At 71.1% G+C, this 20,526-nt stretch carries 15 protein-coding genes; 4 read left to right on the top strand and 11 right to left on the bottom strand.

The features are described from left to right. Position 1: 1 nt before the first annotated feature. Complete coding sequence (locus ACWDSL_RS33280) at positions 2–2,515, bottom strand: DEAD/DEAH box helicase (RefSeq protein ID WP_450491685.1); 2,514 nt, start codon at positions 2,513–2,515, stop codon at positions 2–4. A gap of 175 nt (positions 2,516–2,690) precedes the next feature. Here ACWDSL_RS33280 and ACWDSL_RS33275 point away from each other — a divergent pair, with 175 nt between their 5' ends. Further along, the gene (locus tag ACWDSL_RS33275; protein ID WP_450491684.1) at positions 2,691–3,482 is read left to right on the top strand and encodes a metal-dependent hydrolase; all 792 of its coding nucleotides are present in this window, start codon (positions 2,691–2,693) and stop codon (positions 3,480–3,482) included. Positions 3,483–3,575: 93 nt separating this feature from the next. Here the strand turns inward: ACWDSL_RS33275 and ACWDSL_RS33270 are convergent, their stop codons facing one another. Both ACWDSL_RS33270 and ACWDSL_RS33265 read right to left on the bottom strand, forming a co-directional pair. Beyond that, the gene (locus ACWDSL_RS33270) at positions 3,576–5,357 is read right to left on the bottom strand and encodes an ABC transporter ATP-binding protein (protein ID WP_450491683.1); all 1,782 of its coding nucleotides are present in this window, start codon (positions 5,355–5,357) and stop codon (positions 3,576–3,578) included. After that, complete coding sequence (locus ACWDSL_RS33265; RefSeq protein WP_450491682.1) at positions 5,354–7,336, bottom strand: ABC transporter ATP-binding protein; 1,983 nt, start codon at positions 7,334–7,336, stop codon at positions 5,354–5,356. Before ACWDSL_RS33265 ends, ACWDSL_RS33270 begins: the two co-directional genes overlap by 4 nt. Before the next feature lie 156 nt (positions 7,337–7,492). On the opposite strand from ACWDSL_RS33265, the gene ACWDSL_RS33260 reads away from it, so the two are divergent. Then, a complete protein-coding gene (locus ACWDSL_RS33260; protein ID WP_450491681.1) occupies positions 7,493–8,227 on the top strand; it encodes a hypothetical protein in 735 nt (244 codons plus the stop codon). 72 nt (positions 8,228–8,299) lie between these two features. Here the strand turns inward: ACWDSL_RS33260 and ACWDSL_RS33255 are convergent, their stop codons facing one another. Then, a complete protein-coding gene (locus ACWDSL_RS33255) occupies positions 8,300–8,953 on the bottom strand; it encodes a phosphoribosyltransferase (protein ID WP_089506070.1) in 654 nt (217 codons plus the stop codon). A 250-nt stretch (positions 8,954–9,203) separates the two neighbouring features. Between ACWDSL_RS33255 and ACWDSL_RS33250 the strand changes: the two genes are divergently transcribed. Continuing rightward, complete coding sequence (locus ACWDSL_RS33250) at positions 9,204–10,616, top strand: cation:dicarboxylate symporter family transporter (protein ID WP_450491680.1); 1,413 nt, start codon at positions 9,204–9,206, stop codon at positions 10,614–10,616. Positions 10,617–10,652: 36 nt separating this feature from the next. On the opposite strand, the gene ACWDSL_RS33245 is transcribed toward ACWDSL_RS33250, so the two are convergent. Then, positions 10,653–11,096, bottom strand: a complete 444-nt coding sequence (locus tag ACWDSL_RS33245; RefSeq protein WP_450491679.1) for a MarR family winged helix-turn-helix transcriptional regulator — start codon at positions 11,094–11,096, stop codon at positions 10,653–10,655. Between the two features lie 127 nt (positions 11,097–11,223). On the opposite strand from ACWDSL_RS33245, the gene ACWDSL_RS33240 reads away from it, so the two are divergent. Further along, positions 11,224–13,077, top strand: coding sequence for an ABC transporter ATP-binding protein (locus tag ACWDSL_RS33240; RefSeq protein ID WP_450491678.1), 1,854 nt, complete (start codon positions 11,224–11,226; stop codon positions 13,075–13,077). Positions 13,078–13,113: 36 nt separating this feature from the next. Here ACWDSL_RS33240 and ACWDSL_RS33235 read toward each other — a convergent pair whose 3' ends face one another. From ACWDSL_RS33235 to ACWDSL_RS33210, 6 genes are all read right to left on the bottom strand, one after another. Continuing rightward, positions 13,114–14,256, bottom strand: a complete 1,143-nt coding sequence (locus ACWDSL_RS33235; RefSeq protein WP_450491677.1) for a CaiB/BaiF CoA transferase family protein — start codon at positions 14,254–14,256, stop codon at positions 13,114–13,116. An 87-nt stretch (positions 14,257–14,343) separates the two neighbouring features. Continuing rightward, complete coding sequence (locus ACWDSL_RS33230; RefSeq protein WP_450491676.1) at positions 14,344–15,312, bottom strand: acetylxylan esterase; 969 nt, start codon at positions 15,310–15,312, stop codon at positions 14,344–14,346. Between the two features lie 144 nt (positions 15,313–15,456). Beyond that, complete coding sequence (locus tag ACWDSL_RS33225) at positions 15,457–16,500, bottom strand: LacI family DNA-binding transcriptional regulator (RefSeq protein WP_450491675.1); 1,044 nt, start codon at positions 16,498–16,500, stop codon at positions 15,457–15,459. 230 nt (positions 16,501–16,730) lie between these two features. Then, the gene (locus tag ACWDSL_RS33220) at positions 16,731–17,555 is read right to left on the bottom strand and encodes a hypothetical protein (RefSeq protein WP_089506064.1); all 825 of its coding nucleotides are present in this window, start codon (positions 17,553–17,555) and stop codon (positions 16,731–16,733) included. Positions 17,556–17,818: 263 nt separating this feature from the next. Continuing rightward, a complete protein-coding gene (locus ACWDSL_RS33215) occupies positions 17,819–18,082 on the bottom strand; it encodes an SGM_3592 family protein (protein ID WP_450491674.1) in 264 nt (87 codons plus the stop codon). A 129-nt stretch (positions 18,083–18,211) separates the two neighbouring features. After that, a complete protein-coding gene (locus ACWDSL_RS33210) occupies positions 18,212–20,212 on the bottom strand; it encodes a glycoside hydrolase family 127 protein (protein ID WP_450491673.1) in 2,001 nt (666 codons plus the stop codon). Between the last annotated feature and the right edge of the window lie 314 nt (positions 20,213–20,526).

Genomic DNA, 20,526 nt, shown 5'->3' with positions numbered 1-20,526 from the left:
GCTACAGCTGCCCCACCGCGGTGATCCGCACCACCGCCCGGCCCTCCTCGTCGGAGGCTGTCAGGTCGACCTCCGCCGAGATGCCCCAGTCGTGGTCACCGTTCGGGTCGTCGAAGGTCTGCCGCACCCGCCACAGCCCGTGCTCCGGCTGCTCCTCGATCTGCAGCAGCTTCGGACCGCGCGCCTGTGGGCCGGTGCCCAGGTCCTCGTACTCCTCCCAGTACGCGTCCATCGCCGTCGCCCACGCGTCCTCGTCCCAGCCGGAGTCGGCGTCCATCTCGCCGAGCTCGGCCACCTTGTCCAGCGCGGCGAGCTCGACCCGGCGGAACATCGCGTTGCGCACCAGGACGCGGAAGGCGCGGACGTTCGCGGTGACCGGCCGGACCTGGTCGGCGCGCTCCTGAGCCTCCTCCGCGGACTCCTCCTCGGGGTTCGCCAGCTGTTCCCACTCGTCCAGCAGGCTGGAGTCGACCTGCCGCACCATCTCGCCGAGCCAGGCGATGATGTCCTGGAACTCATCGGACTTCAGATCGTCCGGCACGGTGTGGTCCAGGGCCTTGAAGGCGCTGGCGAGGTAGCGCAGCACGATCCCCTCGGTCCGCGCCAGGTCGTAGTGCGAGGTGAACTCGGTGAACGTCATCGCGCGCTCGTACATGTCGCGGATCACCGACTTGGGCGACAGCGGGTGGTCGCCGACCCACGGGTGGCTCTTGCGGTAGAGGCCGTAGGCGTGGAAGAGCAGTTCCTCCAGCGGCTTGGGGTACGAGACGTCCTGAAGCCGCTCCATCCGCTCCTCGTACTCGACGCCGTCCGCCTTCATCGCGGCCACCGCCTCGCCCCGGGCCTTGTTCTGCTGGGCCGCCAGGATCTGCCGTGGATCGTCCAGGGTCGACTCGACGACCGAGACCATGTCCAGGGCATAGGAGGGGGATTCGGGTTCCAGGAGCTCGAAGGCGGCGAGCGCGAAGGTGGACAGCGGCTGGTTGAGTGCGAAGTCCTGCTGCAGATCCACCGTGAGTCGTACGGTCCGCCCCTCGGCATCGGGCTCCTTGAGCTGCTCCACCACGCCCCCGTCCAGCAGCGAGCGGTAGATCGCGATGGCCCGGCGGATATGGCGCAGCTGGTTCTTGCGCGGCTCGTGGTTGTCCTCGAGGAGACGTCGCATCCCCTCGAAGGGGTTGCCCGGCCGGGCGATGACCGACAGCAGCATCGCGTGGGTGACCCTGAAGCGAGAGGTGAGCGGTTCGGGCTCGGAGGCGATCAGTTTTTCGAAGGTGTTCTGTCCCCAGCTGACGAACCCTTCGGGCGCCTTCTTGCGTACCACCTTGCGCCGCTTTTTCGGATCGTCACCGGCCTTCGCCAGCGCTTTCTCGTTCTCGATGACGTGCTCGGGCGCCTGGGCCACGACAAAGCCGGCGGTGTCGAACCCGGCTCGCCCGGCGCGGCCGGCGATCTGGTGGAACTCCCTGGCCCGCAGCGTCCGTACCCGCTGGCCGTCGTACTTCGTCAGCGCGGTGAACAAGACCGTGCGGATGGGCACGTTGACGCCCACGCCCAAGGTGTCCGTACCGCAGATGACCTTCAGCAGCCCGGCCTGCGCCAGCTTCTCCACCAGTCGCCGGTACTTCGGCAGCATCCCGGCGTGGTGCACTCCGATACCGTGCCGCACATAGCGGGACAGGTTCCGGCCGAACTTGGTGGTGAACCGGAAGTTTCCGATGAGCGCCGCGATCTCGTCCTTCTCCGCCCGCGTGCACATATTGATGCTCATCAGGGCCTGGGCCCGCTCCACCGCGGCCGCCTGGGTGAAGTGCACGATGTAGACGGGCGCCTGCCGGGTCTCCAGCAGCTCGGTCAGCGTTTCGGTCAGCGGCGTGGTGCGGTACTCATAGCTCAGCGGCACGGGCCGGGTCGCGGACCGCACCACCGAGGTGGGCCGCCCGGTGCGCCGGGCCAGGTCCTCCTCGAACCGGGTCACATCGCCGAGCGTCGCCGACATCAGCACGAACTGGGCCTGGTCCAGCTCGAGCAGCGGGATCTGCCACGCCCAGCCGCGGTCCGGCTCCGCATAGAAGTGGAACTCATCCATGACCACTTGACTGATGTCGGCGTCCCTGCCGTCCCGCAAGGCGATGGACGCCAGCACCTCGGCCGTGCAGCAGATCACCGGCGCGTCCGCGTTGACCGACGCGTCGCCCGTGAGCATCCCGACGTTCTCGGTGCCGAAGAGCTTGCACAGCTCGAAGAACTTCTCCGAGACGAGCGCCTTGATCGGCGCGGTGTAGAAGGTGACCTCGTCCCGGGCGAGGGCGGCGAAGTGGGCGCCCGCCGCCACCAGGCTCTTGCCCGAGCCGGTGGGGGTGGACAGGATGACGTTCGATCCGGACACCACCTCGATCAGCGCTTCCTCCTGGGCGGGATAGAGCGAGATGCCCCGCTCCTCGACCCACGTGGAAAACGCCTCGAAAAGGGCGTCGGGGTCGGCGTCGCTCGGCAGCTGATCGATAAGAGTCACGCCCCTATACTGCCTGCTTTCCCGCGTCGGCCGGGAACCGGCTGCTGGGACGAAGATCGTCCGCCGCTAGGCTGTGCCCGGCGAGTGGGCCGAAGGGGCGCATCGAGCCCTGGAGAACTTCCCAAGAGACAGACCCGCGCATGGCGCGGGCACGAACAGGGGCGGGGATAAGACCATGATGGGACCGGCGCATTCGCTGTCCGGGGCGGCGGCCTGGCTGGGGGTGGGCGCGGCGGCTGCGGCGGCGGGCCACGAGATGCCCTGGCCGGTGCTGGTCGTCGGCGCTCTGATCTGCGCCGGGGCGGCGCTCGCCCCCGATCTCGACCACAAGGCCGCGACGATATCCCGCTCGTTCGGGCCGGTCTCCCGGGGCCTGTGCGAGGTGGTCGACAAGCTCTCGCACGCGGTTTACAAGGCGACCAAGAAGCAGGGCGACCCGCGCCGCTCGGGTGGCCACCGCACCCTCACCCACACCTGGCTGTGGGCGGTGCTGATCGGCGGGGGCGCCTCGGCGCTCGCGATGATCGGCGGCCGCTGGGCGGTGCTCGCGATCCTCTTCGTCCATATGGTGCTGGCCGTCGAGGGGCTGCTGTGGCGCATGGCGCGGGTCTCCAGCGATGTGCTGGTGTGGCTGCTCGGCGCCACCAGCGCCTGGATCCTTGCCGATGTGCTGAACAAGCCGGGCAATGGCGCCGACTGGCTGTTCACCGCGCCGGGTCAGGAGTATCTGTGGCTCGGCCTGCCGATCGTCCTGGGGGCCCTGGTGCACGACATCGGGGACGCGCTCACCGTCTCCGGCTGCCCGATCCTGTGGCCCATACCGATAGGCCGCAAGCGGTGGTACCCGCTCGGGCCCCCGAAGGGGATGCGCTTCCGGGCGGGCAGCTGGGTCGAGTTGAAGGTGCTGATGCCGGTCTTCATGGTGGTGGGCGGCCTGAGCGGCCTCGGGGCCCTCGGCATCATCTGACCCCGTGGCCCGGCGGCGCGAGCTGACCCCGTGGCCCGGCGGCTGAGCTCGTGACCCGGCGGCGCGGAGTGAGCCGCGCCGCCGGGGTGGTCGCTACTGGTGCCAGGAGCGCCACAGCGCCGCATAGGCGCCGCCCGCAGCGACGAGTTCGTCGTGGCTGCCCAGCTCGCTGATCCGGCCCTGCTCGACCACCGCGATCAGGTCCGCGTCATGCGCGGTGTGCAGCCGGTGGGCGATGGCGACCACGGTCCGGCCCTCCAGCACCCGGGCCAGGGATCGCTCCAGGTGTCGCGCCGCCCGCGGATCGAGCAGTGAGGTGGCCTCGTCCAGGACGAGCGTATGCGGATCGGCCAGGACCAGCCGGGCCAGAGCGATCTGCTGAGCCTGCGCCGGGGTCAGCGCCAGCCCGCCCGACCCGACCTCGGTCTCCAGACCGTCCTCCAGCGCCCGCGCCCAGCCGTCGGCGTCCACCGCGCTCAGGGCCGCCCACAGCTCGGTGTCCCGCGCGGAGGTGCGGGCCAGCAGCAGATTGTCGCGCAGCGACCCCACGAAGACATGGTGCTCCTGGTTGACCAGCGCCACATGCTCGCGCACCCGCTCGGCCGGCATCCGGGCCAGCTCCGCGTCGCCCAGCGTCACCGTGCCGGTCCGGGGCGCGTAGATCCCGGCGAGCAGTCGGCCAAGGGTGGATTTGCCCGCGCCGGACGGTCCGACCAGGGCCAGCCGTGTCCCTGGCCGTACCCGCATGGTCACCCCGTGCAGCACATCGCTGTCCGCCCGATACCCGAACCGCACCTCGTCCGCGCGCACCTCCCGGCCGCCGGGCGTCACCGTGTCGTCGGCCGAATCCGGCTCGATCTCCCGCACCCCCACCAGCCGGGCCAGCGACACCTGCGCCACCTGCAGCTCGTCGTACCAGCGCAGAATCAGCCCGACCGGCTCCACCAGCATCTGGGCGAGCAGCGCGCCCGTCGTCAGCTCGCCGACCGTCATCCAGCCATGCAGCACAAAGGCGCCGCCGATCATCAGGACCGATCCGGTGATCAGCGAGTACGTCACATTGATCACGGGGAAGAGCACGCTGCGCAGCCAGAGTGTGTACCGCTCCCACGCGGTCCATTCGCGGATCCGGCGGTCGGACAGGGCGGTCCGCCGGTCACCCAGCCGCTGTGCCTCGATGGTCCGCCCGGCGTCCACCGTCTCGGTGAGGGACGAGGCCACCGCCGCGTATCCGGCGGCCTCCGAGCGGTAGGCGCTCGGCGCCCGGCGGAAGTACCAGCGGCAGCCGATCACCAGCACCGGGAGTGCGATCAGCACCGCAAGACCCAGCGGCGGCGCCGTCACGGTCAGCGCGCCCAGCAGCAGCACCGTCCACACCACCCCGATGGCCAGCTGGGGCACCGCCTCGCGCATCGCGTTGGCCAGCCGGTCGATGTCGGTGGTGATCCGGGACAGCAGATCGCCGGTCCCGGCCCGCTCCAGCACGCTCGGCGGTAGGCCCACCGACCGTACGAGGAAGTCCTCGCGCAGATCCGCCAGCATCCTCTCGCCCAGCACCGCGCCGCGCAGCCGCACCACACGGACGAACGCGGTCTGCACCGCGAGCGCCACCGCGAACAGCGCGACGGCGCGTCCGATGTGCAGGTCACGCTCTCCCGCCGCAAGGTCCTCGACCAGCCCGCCCAGCAGCTGCGGGCCGACCATGGAGGCGATCACGGCGGTCGCGTTCACGGCCATCAGCACGGCGAAGGCCGTTCGGTGCCGCCGCAGCAGCTCGCGGACGTAGTCCCGCACGGTGGCGGGGGTGCCGACCGGCAGTGTCGTCGCCGACTGCGGTGCGGCGGGGTCATAGGCCGGTGGGGCCACTCCGATCATGCCGACTCTCCGATCTTTCCGATGCGCCCCGCGGCCCCGGGCCCCGAGGCGTCGTGCCCCGTGGCCCCGTGGCCGGCCCCGTCTCCGTCCCGGTCCGTTTCCAGGTCTGCCTCATCCGGTTCATCCGGTTCATTCGGCTCGTCCGGTTCGCGCGTGACCACCGCGCGGTATGCGTACTCGGTGCCCAGCAGTTCGCGGTGCAGCCCCGCGGCGGCCGCCTTGCCGTCCCGTACGAACACCACCCGGTCGGCCCGGTCCAGCAGCAGCGGGCTGGAGGTGAAGACCACGGTCGTCCGCCCCGCCCGCAGCCGCCGGAGGCCCTGCGCGACACGCGCCTCGGTGTGCGAGTCCACCGCGGACGTCGGCTCGTCGAGCACCAGCACCTCGGGGTCGGTCACCAGCGAGCGGGCCAGCGCCAGCCGCTGCCGCTGGCCACCCGACAAGGAGCGGCCGCGCTCGGTGATCCGCGCGTGCAGCGGGTCCGCCGCGTCCGAGCCGTCCACCGATGCCTGGGCGAGCGCGTCCAGCACATCGCCGCACTGCGCCGCCTCCAGCGCCTCCGTCACCGTGACCGTCCCCGAGCGGGGCACATCGAGCAGTTCGGCGAGCGTGCCCGACAGCAGCACCGGATCCTTGTCCTGGACCAGCACGGCCCGGCGCGCCGCGGCCAGCGGCACCTCGTCCAGCCGAACACCGCCCAGCAGCGCCGACGGCGTCCGCCCGGGCTCCGCCTCCGCCGCGCCGCCACCGGCCTCGCCCTTGGCTTTGCCGTCCTCGTCCCTGTTGTCCCCGTCGTCCGGAGCGTGCCCGCCGAGCCGGTCGGCCAGCCGTCCCGCCAGGTCCGGGTCGCCGCACACCACCGCGGTCAGCTGTCCGGCGGGTGCGAGCACTCCGCTCGCCGGGTCGTACAGATCGCCACCGAACTGCTCCCCGTCCGCCCTGTCGGCGGCCGCCCCCGCGACGGAGCCTTCGGCGCCGTACGAGGAGCGCCGCAGCCCAAGCACCCGGGCGGCGCGCCGCGCCGAAGGCCGGGAGAAGGAATACGCCATCGCGATCTCTTCGAAGTTTCTCAACGGGAAGAGCAGAAAGGTCACCGCGCTGTAGACCGTCACCAGCTCGCCCACCGAGATCTGCCCCTCCCGGGCGAGCGTCGCCCCGTACCAGACGACCCCGATCATCAGCAGCCCCGGCAGGGCGACCTGCACCGTGGCGATCAGCGCCCACATGCGGGCGCTGCGCACCGCCGCCGTCCGCACCTCCTGCGAGGCCCGCCGGTAGCGGTCGAGGAACAGCTCCTCGCCCCCGATGCCGCGCAGCACCCGCAGCCCCGCCACGGTGTCCGAGGCCAGCTCGGTCGCCCGGCCGGCCTTCTCCCGCTGCTCGTCCGCCCGCCGTGTGGCCCGGGGCAGCAGCGGAAAGACCGCCAGCGCCAGCGCGGGCACGCCGAGGGCCACCACCATCCCCAGCGCCGGCTGATAGACGATCAGGGCCACACACACCCCGACGGTGGTGATCGCGGCCGCCGTAAAGCGGGACAGCGCCTCCACGAACCAGCCGATCTTCTCCACATCGCCGGTGGAGACGGCCACCACCTCGCCCGCCGCCACCCGCCGCGTCAGCGTCGAACCCAGCTCGACCGCCTTGCGCGCCAGGAGTTGCTGTACCCGCGCCGCCGCCGTGATCCAGTTGGTGATCGCCGCCCGGTGCAGCATGGTGTCGCCGAGCGCGGTGAGCGCGGTCAGCCCGGCGATCAGCCCGCCGGCCAGCGCCAGCCGCTCGCCCGAGCCGTCCACGACCGCCTGGACACCGAAGCCGATGGCCACCGGGAAGGACACCAGGGCGGCCATGTGCAGCAGACCCCACAGCGCCGCCTTCACCTGCCCGCCCAGTTGATTTCTGCCCAGCCACCACAGGAAGTGGGGTCCTGATCGGACGTCGGGTAGACCGGGATCGGGGTACGGAAGATCGCGAATGTGCATGACGTCCCAGGGCTCGGGCGGGGTGACGGGCAGGCAGGAGCCGTGAAAGACTCGCGCCCCACCCCTGCGGCATTCAACTGGTTTTCCCGTGCCGGGACCCGGAACACGCCAATCCCGCGTGCGTCGCCATGACGCGGAGGTGGGACGATGGGGGACATGCGAATTTCCGGCACGACGTCCATGCGTGCGGCGGCCGCCACCGGCGCCGCCCTCATCCTCCTGACGGCCTGCGGCGGCGCGGGCGGGGACGGCGACAAGAGTGGTGGCCAGGGCAAGCAGGCGCTGCGCAGCTCCGCCCCCGTGTCGGATCCCACGCGCATCCCGAAGGTGGGCGACGCCCTCCAGTCGAAGATCCCGGCCGACTCGCGGCAGGTCGTCGCGGTCTACGGGAATGGCGTGAACTCCGCGGACGCGACCGTGGTGCTCTATACGAAGCAGGGCAAGAAGTGGGAGCGGACCCGCAGTTGGGCCGCGCACAACGGCAAGCGCGGCTGGACGACCGGCCATCACGAGGGCGACAAGCGCAGCCCGGTCGGCGTCTACTCGCTCAGCGACGCGGGCGGTGTGCTGCCGGACCCCGGCGCCCGGCTGCCGTACAACCAGGCCGCCGCCTTCGCCGCCCCGCACTACTGGCCCAAGACCCACTGGCACGACTTCGACTACGTCATCGCCGTCGACTACAACCGCGTCAAGGGCACCTCACCGCTCGATCCGACCCGGCCTCAGGGCCAGAGCAAGGGCGGTTCCATCTGGCTGCACATGGACCACGGCAGCGGCACCTCGGCGTGTGTGAGCGTGCCCAAGTCCGGTATGGAGTACCTGCTGAAGAACCTCGACCCCGCGCTGCACCCCGTCGTGGTGATGGGGGACAAGGCCCACCTGGCCGCGTGAGCCATGGGCCGGGTGTGACGGATCGGCCCGTCACACCCGGCCCGGCAGCGGGTTTGGATGGGTTTGGACCTCTCATCGCGGCACGAGGGAGGCCCGCAGTACGTCGATCACCTCATCGTCGCGGACCTGCGCGAAGTCCTCGTACCACAGCCCGACCGCTTGGAACGGGTCGGGCTGATCCAGGCACACCAGGTCGTCGACCTCCGGCCGGACCGCCGCCGCGGCCTCCCGTGAGCACACCGGCACCGCGAGAATCACCCGGGCGGGCTCGCGATGGCGTACGGAGCGCAGCGCGGCCCGCGCGGTGACTCCGGTGGCCAGCCCGTCGTCCACCACGATCACCGTGCGGTCCCGCAGGTCGGCCGAGGGGCGCCCACGGCGGTACAGCTGCTCGCGGCGGCGCAGCTCGGTGCGCTCTTCCCGGGCCCGCGGGGCGAGCTGGGCCGGTGTCAGGTCGAGCAGGGCCAGCGCCCCCTCGTCGTACAGCGGCGGATCGTCACCGGCGAGGGCGCCGACGCCCAGTTCGGGGTTGAACGGGGCGCCGATCTTCCGGGCCACGAGCACGTCCAACGGCACCTGCAGCGCCTGGGCGACCTCGTCCGCCACCGGCGCGCCGCCCCGGGGCAGCGCCAGCACCACGGGATTCCTCAACCGCTCGCCCCGTGGCGGCTCGCGCAGCCGCTCGGCCAGCTTCCGCCCGGCTTGCCTCCGGTCGCGAAAACGCATCGTCCCACCTCTCCCTTCCGCCCCTTCTGCGGCCGTCCCTCGCGTCTGTGCGGCCGTCCCTTGCGTCGGCCCTCTGGGGCAGGTCTGCTCCGCTCCTCGCTCCTGAGTTCCCGTCGGCCGGGGCGGTATGCGCGGACAGGATTTTCACCGTTGTTACACCGGGCCCTTCCGTAGGCGATCACGCTCCGCCATAGTGACGCATCGCGGAATTTACTTTCCGCATCCCAGAAACTAGCCCGGAGGTGTCCACGTGCCGCTCGCCGCACCATCCCTTCCCCTGCGCGCCCTGAGACTGCTGCGCACCTCGCTGTTCACGCAGGTCGCCTGCGCCCTCGTACTCGGAATCGCCGTCGGGCGGCTGTGGCCGGACGTGGGGACGGCCGTCCAGCCGCTCGGCGACGGATTCGTGCGTCTGATCAAGGCGGTGATCGCCCCGCTGGTCTTCTGTGTCGTCGTCGCCGGGGTCGCCAAGGCCGGGGACCTCAAGGCGTTCGGGCGGATCGGGCTCAAGGCGCTCATCTGGTTCGAGGTTGCCACCACCGTGGCGCTGCTCCTCGGTCTGCTGGCGGCCAATCTGGCCGGCCCCGGCACCGGTATGCACGTTGACCCCGCCACGCTCGACTCCTCAGCCGTCGACGACAAGACGGGCGGCGGACATCTGCCCTCGACCTCCCAGTTCATCCTGGACGCGCTGCCGGATAGCGCAGTCGGCGCCTTCGCCCAGAACTCCCTGCTCCAGGTCCTCGTGCTGGCCTGTCTGGTGGGCGCGGCACTGCTCCACCTCGGCAAGACGAAGGTGCCCGCGATCCTGCCGGCCATCGAACAGGCCCAGGAGGTCGTCTTCGCGATCGTCGGCTTCATCATGAGGCTCGCCCCGCTGGCGGTCTTCGGCGCCATGGCGCATCTCGTCGGCCAGTACGGGATAGGGGCCCTGACGACGTACGGGAAGCTGATCGCGCTCTGCTACGGCGTCGCTCTGCTCTTCCTGGTGGTGCTCGGCGTGGCCCTCAAGGCGATCACCGGGCTGAGCCTGTGGAAGTTCGTCAAGTACACCCGCGAGGAGATGCTGCTGGCCCTCGGCACCGCCTCCAGCGAGACTGTTCTGCCGCGGGTGATGCAGAAGCTGCGCGCGGCCGGGTGCCGGGACGACGCGGTCGGGCTCGTGCTCCCCACCGGATACTCCTTCAACCTCGACGGCGCCTCCATCTATCTGTCCATCGGCACGCTCTTCATCTCCCAGGCGGTCGGTGTGGACCTGAGCCTGGGTCAGCAGATCACCGTCGTCCTCGTGCTGATGCTCACCAGCAAGGGCATGGCGGGCGTGCCCGGTTCGGCCTTCCTGGCGCTCTCGGCGACGGCCTCGGCCCTCGGAGTGATCCCCGCGGCCGCCGTCGCGCTGCTGCTCGGCGTGGACCGGATCATGGACTCGATGCGGGTGGCGACCAATCTGCTCGGCAACTGTGTCGCCGTCTTCGCCGTCTCGCGCTGGGAGGGCGCGCTGGACATGGCGAAGGCCAAGCGTGTGCTCGACGGTGAGCGGACGGCCGTCGAAGAGGAGGCCGCGGCACCGGCCGAGGCTGCTCCGGACGCGGAGGCGGTCACGGAGGCGGAGGCGGACATGGAGGCCGCCCCGCCCGCGGGGTCTCCCGCGTCGGGGCACTGAGCCGGGCGTACGGGCAGCGCCTCGGGGGCGGTCTCCTCAGCAGCGGCCCTGATCGGGTGTGCCGGCGAGCGTGTCAAGCAGCTTGCCCAGCATCTCGCGCTGCCGGTCGGACAGGGGAGCCAGGATCTCCTCCGCGGCGGCCCGGCGCGCGTCGCGCAGCGCGCGCAGCGTCGCGCGGCCGGTGTCGGTGAGCTCGACGCGCACCACGCGGCGGCTGTCCGGATCGGGCGCGCGGCGCACGGAGCCATGCGCCTCCAGGGCGTCCACCAGCGTCGTCACGGCACGCGGGACGACTTCGAGCCGCTGCGCGAGGTCCGCCATGCGCGGCGGCCGGTCGCTGTGCGCCACCATGCGCAGCAGACGGGACTGGGCGGGGGTGATGCCCAGGGGCTCCATATGCCGCTTCTGGGCGCGGTGCAGTCTGCGGGTCAGGCGCAGCAGCTGCTCCGTGAGGAGGCCTGAGGTGTCGGAGGCGGACATGATCGCAGTCTATCAGGACAAGGTTCATTGTGAGTATAGGTAACAATGAGCTATGCTCGGCAAAATGCTGCGCAAGGCCGCGCCCCTACCCGGTCGCATCGCACCCACCCCTGCTCAGAAGGAGCCCATGCACCACGACGCATCTCAGTGGACCTCACCTTCCGCCGACCCCGAGCAGCCCGCCCAGCTGCGGCGCATCCTCGGGCTCTTCCGCCCCTATCGTGGCCGCCTCGCCCTCGTCGCCCTGCTGGTCGGCGCCTCCGCCCTGGTCTCCGTCGCCTCGCCGTTCCTGCTGCGCGAGGTCCTGGACACCGCGATCCCCGAGCGCCGCACCGGGCTGCTGACCCTGCTGGCCCTCGGCATGATCGCCGCGGCCGTCGTCACCAGCGTTTTCGGAGTGCTGCAGACCCTCATCTCCACCACCGTCGGCCAGCGCGTCATGCACGATCTGCGCACCGCCGTCTACGACCGGCTGCAGCGCATGCCGCTCGCCTTCTTCACCCGCACCCGCACCGGCGAGGTGCAGTCCCGGATCGCCAATGACATCGGTGGCATGCAGGCCACCGTCACCTCCACCGCGACCTCGCTGGTCTCCAACCTCACCAGCGTCGTCGCCACGGTCGTCGCGATGCTCGCGCTCGACTGGCGGCTGACCGTCGTCTCGCTGCTCCTGCTGCCGCTGTTCGTCTGGATCAGCCGCCGGGTCGGGCGCGAGCGCAAGCGGATCACCTCGCAGCGCCAGAAGCAGATGGCGGCCATGTCCGCGATGGTGAGCGAGTCCCTGTCGGTGAGCGGGATCCTCCTCGGCCGCACGATGGGCCGGTCCGAGTCGCTGACCCGGGAGTTCGCCCAGGAGTCCGAGCGCCTGGTCGGTCTGGAGGTGCGCTCCAGCATGGCCGGGCGCTGGCGGATGTCCACCATCGGCATCGTCATGGCCGCCATGCCCGCCGTCATCTACTGGGCCGCCGGGATGGTCCTGGACTCGGGCGGCCCCTCCGTCTCCATCGGCACCCTGGTCGCCTTTGTCTCGCTGCAGCAGGGACTGTTCCGGCCCACGGTCAGCCTGCTGTCCACCGGAGTGGACATCCAGACCTCCCTCGCCCTCTTCCAGCGCATCTTCGAATACCTCGACCTGCCGATCGACATCACCGAACCCGCCGAGCCCGTGCGGTTGGCGAAGGTGCGTGGCGAAGTCCGCTTCGACCGCGTGGACTTCTCGTACCCGAAGGACGCGAAGGACGCGAAGGACCCGGGGGGCCTGAAGGGCTTGAAGAGCTCGAGGCCCACGCTCAGCGGCATCGACCTGACCGTCCCGGCGGGCGGCAGCCTGGCCGTCGTCGGGCCGACCGGCTCCGGCAAGACCACCCTCAGCTATCTGGTGCCGAGGCTGTACGACGTCACCGGCGGCCGGATCCTGATCGACGGAGTGGACGTCCGCGACCTCGACTTCGACACCCTCTCCCGCGCGGTCGGCGTCGTCTCCCAGGAGACCTATCTCTTCCACGCCTCCGTGGCCGACAATCTGCGCTTCGCCAAGCCCGACGCCACGGACGAGGAGATCGTGGCGGCCGCGCGGGCCGCCCAGATCCATGACCACATCGCCTCGCTGCCCGAGGGCTATGACACCCTCGTCGGCGAGCGCGGCTACCGCTTCTCCGGCGGCGAGAAGCAGCGGCTGGCCATCGCCCGCACCATACTGCGCGACCCGCCCGTGCTCATCCTCGACGAGGCGACCAGCGCCCTGGACACCCGCACCGAGCACGCGGTGCAGCAGGCCATCGACACCCTCTCCGCCGGACGGACCACGATCACCATCGCCCACCGACTGTCCACCGTGCGGGACGCCGACCAGATCGTGGTCCTCGATGGTGGGCGCATCGCCGAACAGGGCAGCCATGAGGAGCTGCTGGCCAAGGGCGGGCGGTACGCCGCCCTGGTGCGGCGCGACGAAAACCTCGCCCCCGTGGCCTCGGCAGGGTAAGTGCGCCAGGTCCGTCTTACCCGGACGGGTGGCCCGCTATGGGGAGAACTCGGCGCGCACCGCCTCCGTGTGCTCGCCGAGTGCGGGCACCGGCCGCATCGCCGCCTGGCGCCCGGCCACCTCGACCGGCGGCAGCAGACCGCGCAGCGGACCCACCGGGGAGTCGAATTCCCGCCACCGCGCGCGTGCTTCCAACTGCGGATGGGCGGCGAACTCCGCGATATCGCGGAGCCGGGCGTTCGCGATGCCCGCCCCGTCCAGGAGCGCGATCAGCCCGTCCGCGGTGTGCGTCGCAAAACACTCCTCCAGCTCCGCCGTCAGCTCTTCGTCATGCTCGCGGCGCGCCGGGTTGTCGGCGAACCGCGGGTCGCGGATCAGCTCCGGGCGGCGCAGCACCTGCTCGCACAGGGCGATCCACTCGCGGTCGCTCTGCACGCTGAGAAAGACCCGCGCGCCGCCCCCGCAGCGGTAGGGCCCATACGGCGAGATGGACGGATGGCGGGCGCCGCTGCGTAGGAGCGGAGCCCCGCCGTAGGCCTGCGCGAAGTACGGATGGCCCATCCATTCGCCGAGCGCGTCCAGGAGGCTGACGCTCAGATCGCTCCCTTCGCCCGTACGCTCCCGCTCGTACAGCGCGGTGAGAATCCCGCTGTAGGCGTACATCCCGCCCGCGATGTCCGCGATCGAGATCCCGGGCCGCGCCGGGGCTCCCGGGTCGCCGGTGATCGACAGCAGTCCCGCCTCGCACTGGACCAGCAGGTCGTACGCCTTCTTGTCCCGGTAGGGGCCATCGGAGCCGTATCCGGAGATGGCGCAGGTGATCAGGTATGGATGCCGGTCGCGCAGCACCGGCGCGCCGAGGCCGAGCCGGTCCACGGCGCCGGGCGCGAGATTGTGCACGAACACATCCGCGGCGGCGATCAGCGCGTCGAGCAGCCTGCGGTCCGCGTCGCCCTTGAGGTCGAGGACGACGCTTTCCTTACCGCGGTTGATCCAGACGAAATAGGCGGACAAGCCCTTGACGGCACGGTCGTAGTCGCGGGCGAAGTCCCCCCGGCCCGGCCGTTCCACCTTGATGACGCGGGCGCCGAGATCGGCGAGCTGGCGGGTGGCGAACGGGGCGGCGACGGCCTGTTCCAGAGCGACGACGGTGATGCCGTCCAGGGGCTGCGCGGGCACGGGCGACTCCTTCGGTGCGTTCTCAGGCACCTTTCTTCCCCGCTCGGGGCGGCGGCCGAACGCCCGCCGCCCCCGCGGCCGGGCCCGTCAGCCGAACAGGCCGCGCAGAAACGTGATCTGCTCGGCCTGCTGGTGCACGCCGCCGCCCTCATGGCCGTTGAAGGCCCACACCTTCAGGTCCTTGTCGCCCGCGTAGTGGTTGTACCCGGCGAAACCGCAGGACGTGGGGGTGATCTCGTCGCGCAGGGCGGTCGAGAAGAGCGCTGGTGCAGTTGCACGGACAGCGAAGTTGAGCCCGTCGAAGTGGTCCATCGTGGCCTGAACCTGGTCCGCCAGGCCGCGCTGGCCGGCGCAGAACCGGGCCACTTCGCCGTACGGATCGGCATCGGTGATCTCCACGGCGCGGCGGATATGCGTCATGAACGGCACATCGATCAGCGCCGCGGTCAGATCCGGCACCAGACCGGCCGCAGCCAGGGCCAGGCCGCCGCCCTGGCTGCCGCCGCTGACGACGATCCGCCCCTCGTCGACCAGCGGATGCGTGCGGGCGGCGGCGACGGCGCGTACCGCGTCGGTGTACAGCCGACGGTAGTAGTAGTCGTCCGGGGACAGGATCCCCTTGGTCATCTTGCCTGCGGCCTCGGGCCCGGTGCCGCCGACCGGGTCGGGCGTGGTCCCGGGGTTGTTGGGGGAGGCGCCCTGGCCGCGGCTGTCCATGACGAAGACCGCGTAGCCCACCGACGGCCACAGCAGCCAGTTGTGCGGCAGGCCCCGGCCGCCGTTGTAGCCGATGTACTGCACCACGCAGGGCAGCGGGCCCGCCGTGTCCCGCGGCGCCAGCAGCCAGCCGCCTATCCGGTGCCCGCCGAATCCGGAGAACTCCACGTCGTAGGTGTGCAGACGGGCGAGCCCCGCGTCGGTCTCGGTGAACACCGCGTCCAGAGCGTGCTCGCCCGCCTCGGCGAGGGTCCGCTCCCAGAAGGCGTCGAAGCCGTCGGGCTCGGGCAGCGCCGGCTGGTAGGTGCGCAGTTGGTCCAGGGGCATGTCGACGAACACTGCGGGGGTACCTCCCGGGTGAGTGGTGCGACGGTGCGGGTGCGGCGGGACGCGCGGTGCGCAGCCAGCAAGCGCTTACCCTAGCGACGGCGCTTCTCGCCGTACATGATCGTCCGGATATCCGATCAGCGTTCGAGTTCTCGGTCAAGAGAGAGGGCCGGGCGGGGGAGCGGTGCTGGAGCGGAGCACGAGCCGGGTGGACAGCTCCGTCCGGGTGCCCTCGGGCACCTCGCCCGACATCAGCCGCAGCAGACTGCGCAGTGCCGTCGCCGCCATCTCGGACAGCGGCTGACGGACCGTGGTGAGCGCGGGCGTGACCCAGCGGGCCTGCGGGAGGTCGTCGAAGCCCACCACGCTGAAGTCGTCCGGGACCCGCAGCCCCCGCTCCGCCAGTGCCTGATACACGCCAAGCGCCATCTGGTCGGAGCAGGTGAAGACGGCGGTGGGCGGTTCGGGCAGTTCCAGGAGCTCACACATCCGCTGATAGGAAACGGTTTCATCGAAGTTGCCGTACCGCACATAGTCCGGCGGGACGCGCAGCCCGGCCGACGCCATCGCCGAGCGGTACCCGGCGACCCGGGCGCTGCTGCACTGCTTGCGCCGATAGCCGCCGATCACCGCGATCCGCCGGTGCCCGAGGCCGATCAGGTGCTCGGCCGCGCTCACCCCGCCCTGCCAGTTGGCGGCGCCGACAGACGGCACACCGGGCGGCGGTTCCAGCACGGGGTCGATCATCACAAACGGGATGCGGTGCTCGTCCAACCAGGCGTACTGGGTGGGCGTCAGCTCGGCGAGGTTGAACAGCACCCCGGAACTCCCGCGGGCACACAGCTTGTCCAGCCAGCCCCGCTCGGGGCGGCCGCCGCGGGTGCGGGTGAGCCCGGCCGAGACCACCACGTCAAGCCCCGCGTCATGCGCGGCCTGCTCCACACCGTGCAGCACCGCGCCCGACCACGCGGTGTCCAGCGAGTGCACCACCAGATCGATCAGGGCGGGCGGCTTGGACGCCTCGAAGCGGGGTCGGCGCACATACCCCAGGCGGTCCAGCACCTCGGTGACCCGGCGCCGGGTGTCCGGGGCGACATCCTCCCGGCCGTTGACCACCTTCGAGGCGGTGGGCACCGACACCCCCGCCTCACGGGCGATGACCGCCAGGGTGGGCCCCGTCGACCCCGAGGATCGCGCCATCGAGAATCCCCTTCCGTACCCGCCGGTTGGCGAAAATTTCGAATACGGGAACTCGCCCGCTCGAAGCGTTGACCGGATAGCAACCGGTTCCTACATTAAGGGGCCTCAAGTCGGCGGGGAACCCCCCGGAATCGAGGATGCGACATCTGGTTGATATCGGACGGAAACTTTCGAAAACCGTAAGACAGGCCCCGTACGCTGGGGGGCGTACGGGGCCGCGGTGCGGGTGTCTACAAGCCGTAGCGGCTCTTGAGGTGGCGCCAGAAGTCGCGGTACATCCACTTGTCGAACTCGGTGATGTGATCCGCCGTTCCCGCCTGCATCAGGAAGCCGCCGACACCGGTCGGGGTCCAGTCGTAGAAGTCGTCCAGACCGTAGGTGTGGCCGATCTCGTGCAGCAGGATATGGATGTTGTCCTGGTTCACCGCGCCGACCATGTACTCACTGCCGATGCGCTGGCCCCAGTCGCCGCCCGCGCCGCCGCCGAAGCCCTTGGTGAGCCAGAGTGACTGGTCGTAGTGGCGCGCCGCGCCTCCGGGACACTTGGAGTAGTTGCCGTCCTGGTGGAAGAAGCGGCCGCAGTCGGGGGAGCACTGCGGCGCGCCTTCGCTCTCCAGCCCGGTGTAGATGTCCACCGAGTTGTCGGTCCACTGGAGGGTCGAGCGGTTCTTGACGGCCCAGCCGACGATCTTGACCGGGACGTCGTTGTACGGGAAGCCGTCGAAGCCCGCGACGGAGTCGATCCACTTCTTGGACTGCCGCTTGAGGGCGGTGTGGATCTGGTCGCGCAGCGCGGCGCTGACGGGCTGGTCGGATTCCCAGCGCACGCAGTAGTTGAGGCTGCCCTTGTTGGCCATCAGCTGGTCCCAGCCGTAGTTCTTGAAGCCGTACAGGTCCGGGTAGGTGGACTCGACGTGCTTCCAGACCTCGTCCAGCGGCCGGACGAGGTTGCTCGGCGGATTCCAGGTGTCGGCGGGCGCCGAGGTGGCGGCCCCCGCGGGTGCGGAGAAGCCGATGACGGACAGCGCCCCGGCCGCCACGGCGACCAGGAGCATTCGGAGTCTTCTTAACAGTGGCATGGCGGCTCGCTTCCGGGTCGGGAAGTGGAAGCGGGCGGCACGCCCCCGTGGAGGGGCGGTACGGGTGCGTGGCCGCCCGCGACGGTTGGTCGCCGCCGCTCACCGAAACGTTGCCGCCGTTGCCCGCTGGAAAATACGCCGCCGTCGCCGGTCGGAAGACGCCGCGATCGCGACCGCGCCTCCGCTGCCGTCGTGTGCCGTCGTGCGGAGCGGCCCCGGCCCTGGGCCCCGACGCGGCCCTAACGCCGCCGTCGCCGCCTGCGGCGCTTGCTCCAGAACCAGCCCGCCGGGGGCTCATCCGTGCGCCACGGCTGTGGCTCGGGCGCGCCGCGCCGCCAGCGCGCGGTCAGCATCCGGGTGCGCGCGGCGGGCTCGGACACCTCCGCGCCGCGTATGAAGTCCTGGTCCAGGACCACGTCATCCCAGTCGCCGGACTTGCCGGACTTGCCGGGCTCGCTGGGGTCGTCGGGGTCCGCTCCCCGGTCCGTGGAGCCGGTGCTCAAGGGACACCTCCCGTTCGCCGGTGCCTTCGGGCACAAGACCGTGTTCCTCAAGCGCACAACGTCCGGACCGCCCGGCGAGTTCCGCACCAAGGTGCGCAAGCACGTCGCGCGGGAGGGTCGCGCAAGCGCTTACACCGGAATCCACACCCGCATCGCCCCCGGCTCCCGGTTCGCCCATGCGTAATAGGGGATCGCCGTCACCCGGACCGGCTCGGCGGCGGGGGCATGCGGCGCACCACGTGTTCCGGGTGCTCCGGGGGTTCCAGGCGCGCCGCCGTCGGCATCGGCGTACGGCCACCAGCCCTCGGGCCGGACCTGGGGGCGCAGCGCCCCGGCCGTGATCGCGGTGACCCCGCCCAGCAGCTCCGGCCGGTGCGTGGCGTGCAGCGCCGCGCCGAGGTCGAGCCGGACGCGGTCGAGCCTGAGATCGGCCGGCTGGTCCGGTGTCTCCAGGCAGTACACCAGTGGCCCGCGCTCGATCGCGACGCAGCCGCGCACCGCGTCCACTCGGGGGTCGGGCCGGGTGAGCCGGGGGCGCAGCGGCAGGTCGAGCACCACCGTCTCGCCCGGCCGCCAGCGGCGCCGCAGTCGCAGCCAGCCGTCCTCGGCCCGCCCGGTCACGGCCTCGCCGTTGACCGTCGCCCCGTACTCGTCCGCCCAGTGCGGGATGCGCAGCGAGAGGGTCCAGTCCCCGTCGCCGGGGACCTCGTCCACGACGACCGCGATCCGGCCCTCCCAGGGGTAGCCGGTGCCCACCCGCACCGCCCCGCCGCCCGCCGCGTACGACCCCGACGCGTACTGGTGCAGCTGCAGGCCGTCCGCGTCGCCGCTGGCCACGTAGTGCGGCAGCGAGGCCAGCAGCCGCATCACGTTCGGCGGGCAGCAGGCGCAGCGGAACCACTCCGTGCGGCGCGCCCCCTGGTCGCCGTGCGGACCGGCGTAGTCCTCGCGGACCTGGAGCGGGTTGACGTACAGCCAGCGGCTCCCGTCCAGCGAGACACCCGACAGGAAGCCGTTGTACAAGGTCCGTTCGACCAGGTCGCTGTAGCGGGCCTCGCCCGTCAGCAGCGCCATGCGCCAGCCGAACTGGATCGAGGCGATGGCCGCGCACGTCTCGGCGTACGCCCGGTCCGGCGGCAGTTCGTACGCGTCGCCGAACGCCTCCAGGTCGTGCCGGGAGCCGACCCCGCCGGTCAGATAGGTCTTGGTGGCGGCCATGTCCTCCCACAGCCGTACCAGCGCCTCCCGCAGCCCGGTGTCGCCGGTCTCGGCCGCCAGGTCGGCGGCCCCGGCGAGCAGATACAGCTGGCGTACGGCGTGCCCGGTGACCCCGGCCGCGTCCCGCACCGGGGCGTGGTCCTGCCAATAGGGTGCGCCGGGGCGGCGGTCGGCCTCCCGGTCCACGTCGCCGTCGCCGAGGGTGCCGGCGCCGCGCCGGTCCACGAAGTAGCCGGCCAGGTCGAGATAGCGCCGCTCGTCCGTCTCCCGGTACAGCTCGACCAGCGCCGTCTCGATCTCCGGGTGTCCGCATACGGCGTCCACCGGCTTGCCGGCGCCGAAGGTGGCGTCGATGTGGTCGGCGAACCGCACCGCCACGCCGAGGAGTTCATCGCCTCCGGTGGCCCGGTGGTGGGCGATCGCGGCCTGGATGAGATGGCCCGCGCAGTAGAGCTCATGACCCCAGTGCAGCTCGGTCCACCGCTGGGCGCCGGGCCTGACCTGGTAGTACGTCTGGAGGTAGCCGTCGGTGTCCTGCGCGGCCGCCACCAGTTCGGTCAACCGGGCGACATCCCGGGCCAGTTCTCCGTCGGCAGCCCCGGCTGCCCCCGCACCCCCAGCCGCCACCTCGGTTCCTTCAGCCAGCTGCCAGGACGCGGCCTCCAGCCACTTGTGCACATCCGAGTCCTGGAACTGGAAGTCGCCGCTGAACCCCGGCGCCTTCGCCCCGGCGGCCGCCCGCAGATTGTCCAAGTTGCCCGCCTCCTCGAGCCGGTGCGGCCCCTGCGCGATGCTCACCTCGGCGTTGGTGCGGCGCCTGGCGGCCCAGAAGCCGCCGGTGATACGGGCTGTGGTGGCCGGGCGCAGTGCGGTGTGCGCACTCATGGAGAGTCGGATCGGTCCTGCGGTCATCTGCCTACCACTTCTTCCTGGTCACAGATATGGAAACCGGTTGTCGCGGCGAGCTTAGGTAAGCCTGTGCTCCGCGACAAGGCTTCCGTCTCGACTGATGAACGGCCCGGGCTCCGCGGCGTTTTCGAAAGTTTCGCACCTTCCTCAGGGACTGTCAGAAGTCATCAGAAGCCTTAATCTCCGAACAAAATCGATCACCGTGGTCCGTCATCAGGAGACAGACATGAGCCGCAGTGAACAACAACCCGGCCGCCGGCTGGTCCTCAAGGGCGCCCTCGCAGCGGGCGCCGTCGTGGGCGCGCCCGGCCTGGCCC

This window comes from Streptomyces sp. NPDC000941, from assembly GCF_053599555.1.
This window is presented reverse-complemented; position numbering and strand designations above follow the sequence as displayed.